The sequence below is a fragment of the Pseudonocardia tropica genome (assembly GCF_040105315.1).
GTDB classification, from domain to species: Bacteria; Actinomycetota; Actinomycetes; order Mycobacteriales; family Pseudonocardiaceae; genus Pseudonocardia; species Pseudonocardia alni.
In genome coordinates this window covers 1-2,519 of record NZ_JBEDNP010000061.1, presented here as the reverse complement: position 1 = coordinate 2,519, position 2,519 = coordinate 1, and the positions used below count along the sequence as shown (strand labels likewise).

The following is a 2,519-nucleotide window of genomic DNA, read 5'->3' as shown; positions in this document are numbered from 1 at the left end:
GATACATCATGATCAGCAGGCCGAGCGCGATCGGCAGCGAGATCCCGTCGATCGCGATCGCGTCGAGGGCCGGGGCGAGCCCGGGGACCAGGCGGCCGAGCAGCAGTCCGGCGACCATGGCGACGATGATCCAGACCGCCAGGAAGCGGTCGAGGGTGGACAGGCGGGCGACGACGCCGGCCTCGGCCGGGTCGGTGGCCGCCTGCTGGGCGGCGCCGGTGGTGTTCTCCGTGCTCATGATGCGACGGCCTCCGCCGTGGTCGGGATCAGCAGGTCGGCCAGCGAGGCGAGTCGCTGGGGGACGACGCGGTAGTGGATCCAGGTGCCGCGACGTTCACCGATGATCAGCTCGGCCTCGCGTAGGACCTTGAGATGGTGCGAGATCGTCGGGCCGGACAGGTCGAAGACCTCGGTCAGGTCACACACGCAGGCCTCCCCGCCAGCGTGGGAGGCGATCAGGGACAACAGGCGCAGCCGGACGGGGTCTCCGAGGGCCTTGAACACGCGGGAGATCTCGCTCGCGTGCTCCGGGGAGAGCGGTTGCCCGACCAGCGGCGACCAGCACGACGGCGCCACACCCGGCGGCTCCTTATTCGACATACTTCTATCTTGACGTCTATCGAATAAGAGTGCAACCTCGCAGGGCCGCCCCGGATCGAGCGTCGTCGATCCAACCCTGCGCGACTGGAGTGATCGCATGCTCGACCCCGGTGAGGCCGGCGACCGCACTGCGGTGTCACGGCATCACGGACGTGCTCACCGCCACCGGCTCCCGATGCCCGTCAGGGATCCAGTCTCGCGCGCCATCGGGCAGGCGATCATCGCGGTCGCGGTCGTCCTGGTCCTGTGGGGATTCCTGGCCGGCGACGCCGATCTCACAGCAGGTGGTGTGACGACGTTCGCCTGTCTGCCCGCAGCGGGCCTGGCCAAGCTTGCCCGATCCCGGTGAGCGCCCCGCCCGGAAGTACAGCCGGTCGGGTCAACATCAGCCTTTCATCCCGGGTGGCCGGCCGGTTCGTTGTGGGCGCGGACCAGCCTCGCGTAGGTCGCCACGCATGCCCACGCCACCGCCGCGACGACGAGGAAGGAGCGGTAGACGCCGTCGTACCCGACTTCGGGGGCAAGGGACGCGGCGCCGACGGGGGCTAGCAGACCCGCGAGGCCCCACCCGGTGAAGACCAGGCCGTAGGTGGCGCCGAACCGTTCGCTGGGCACCACGTGCGAGACTGCCGCCGGGGTGAGCGTGGATAGTGCGCCGTATTGGGTTCCGAGTAGGAACAGGGTGGCAAGCGCGACGGGCCCGCTCGCACTCAGGGCCAGTGGCAGACAGGCAAGAAGGAGGAGGGCGGAGTTGGCGTGCAGGGCCGCGGATGGTCCCACCCGATCCGATAGCGGCCCGGCCATGAGCCGACCGACGAAGTTGCCGGCATTGAGCAACGTCACCGCCAGCGCCACGGCCCCCGCAGTCCCTGCCAGCTGTCCGGCCTGCGCGAAGGCCGCGAGGGCCGGCGCGCTGCCCAGCGCGAAAGCCAGCCACAGCGCGACGACCGGCCCGCTCGGGTGGCGCCGGCCGGTGCTCCGGGGCCGACGTCGTGCTACGCGCGGATGGGCCACGCGACCGGGAACGAGCACGGCCGCGACGGCCAGAACGCCCCCCAGCGCGGCGGCCAGCAGGACGAAGGTCCAGCCACGTCCGAACGCCATGAGCAGCGCAGCTGCCACGGGTGCCAGGACGGCTGTGCCGGCCGCGTAGGCGCTGACCACGAGGCCGAGCGCCAGGCCGCGCCCGGACTGCACGGTGCCGGCGACCCGGACCGCGGTGGCGTAGCCGAGCCCGGTCGAGCCGCCGAGTAGGACACCGAAGGCGAGGATCAGTGTGACCACTGAGGTCGCGACAGCACTGCCCAGCAGACCGATCACGGTACCGATCGCGGCGACGATGGCCAGCCGCCGAGGTGAGACCGCGTCGGCGACCCGGCCACCGACCAGGACCCCGGCCATGAAGGCCACCAGGCCGACGGAAAAGACGCTGGCCAGCCCGGTATCGCCGACCCGGAGTTCCCGGCACAGGGACGCGGTGAACACGTCCCAGGCGAATAGTGGGCTCACCGCCAGGTCGAGCAGCACTGCGCCGGTGAGCGCGCGCCTCTTACTCATCCGGAGGGGGCTCGGCCTGGGTCGCCGGCCAGCGGGGGTAGGAGGTTCGGCGTCTTCTTGCTGGCCATCGTCGCGTCCTTCCCGTGGGCGTATCAGCCAGGCCGGTGGCGAACCCGGCGGTGATCATCGAGAGTGACCAGCCGGGGTCGGCGGGTGATGGCCGGGGCCAGCACGGGCAAGGCGTAGTACAGCACGCCCCAGCTGACGATCTCGGTCACGCACAGCACGACCATCACCCGACGCAGCCCCGCTCGAGCTCAGCGACGCGGTCGCGGCGGTGGGTTTCACAGAGGACATTCGCGGTTGGCCTCCCAGCGAGGCCCGACGCGGCCTCTCGCCGCCTCCGGCGATGGTGCCGATAC

Annotated in this window: 3 protein-coding genes and 2 pseudogenes; 1 reads left to right on the top strand and 4 read right to left on the bottom strand. The window is 71.1% G+C overall.

Annotated features, from left to right (window positions below; genetic code table 11):
* Together WHI96_RS27410 and WHI96_RS27405 are read right to left on the bottom strand one after the other, a co-directional pair.
* A pseudogene (locus tag WHI96_RS27410) lies at positions 1-238 on the bottom strand (ACR3 family arsenite efflux transporter); the annotation flags it as partial.
* Positions 235-600, bottom strand: coding sequence for an ArsR/SmtB family transcription factor (locus WHI96_RS27405; RefSeq protein ID WP_224400968.1), 366 nt, complete (start codon positions 598-600; stop codon positions 235-237). The pseudogene WHI96_RS27410 and the gene WHI96_RS27405, both read right to left, overlap by 4 nt.
* Positions 601-697: 97 nt before the next feature.
* Between WHI96_RS27405 and WHI96_RS27400 the strand changes: the two genes are divergently transcribed.
* Positions 698-949, top strand: coding sequence for a hypothetical protein (locus tag WHI96_RS27400; protein WP_224400969.1), 252 nt, complete (start codon positions 698-700; stop codon positions 947-949).
* A 44-nt stretch (positions 950-993) separates the two neighbouring features.
* Here the strand turns inward: WHI96_RS27400 and WHI96_RS27395 are convergent, their stop codons facing one another.
* Positions 994-2,127 (bottom strand): MFS transporter, encoded by a 1,134-nt coding sequence (locus WHI96_RS27395; RefSeq protein ID WP_345650372.1) that lies wholly within the window; start codon positions 2,125-2,127, stop codon positions 994-996.
* 106 nt (positions 2,128-2,233) lie between these two features.
* Positions 2,234-2,390: pseudogene (locus tag WHI96_RS27390) on the bottom strand (MFS transporter); the annotation flags it as partial.
* Positions 2,391-2,519: the final 129 nt, after the last annotated feature.

Excerpts from the sequence above, each read along its gene's own strand:
- WHI96_RS27405 (WP_224400968.1), bottom strand. The coding sequence starts at position 600 with ATGTCGAATAAGGAGCCGCCGGGTGTGGCGCCGTCGTGCTGGTCGCCG.
- WHI96_RS27400 (WP_224400969.1), top strand. The coding sequence starts at position 698 with ATGCTCGACCCCGGTGAGGCCGGCGACCGCACTGCGGTGTCACGGCAT.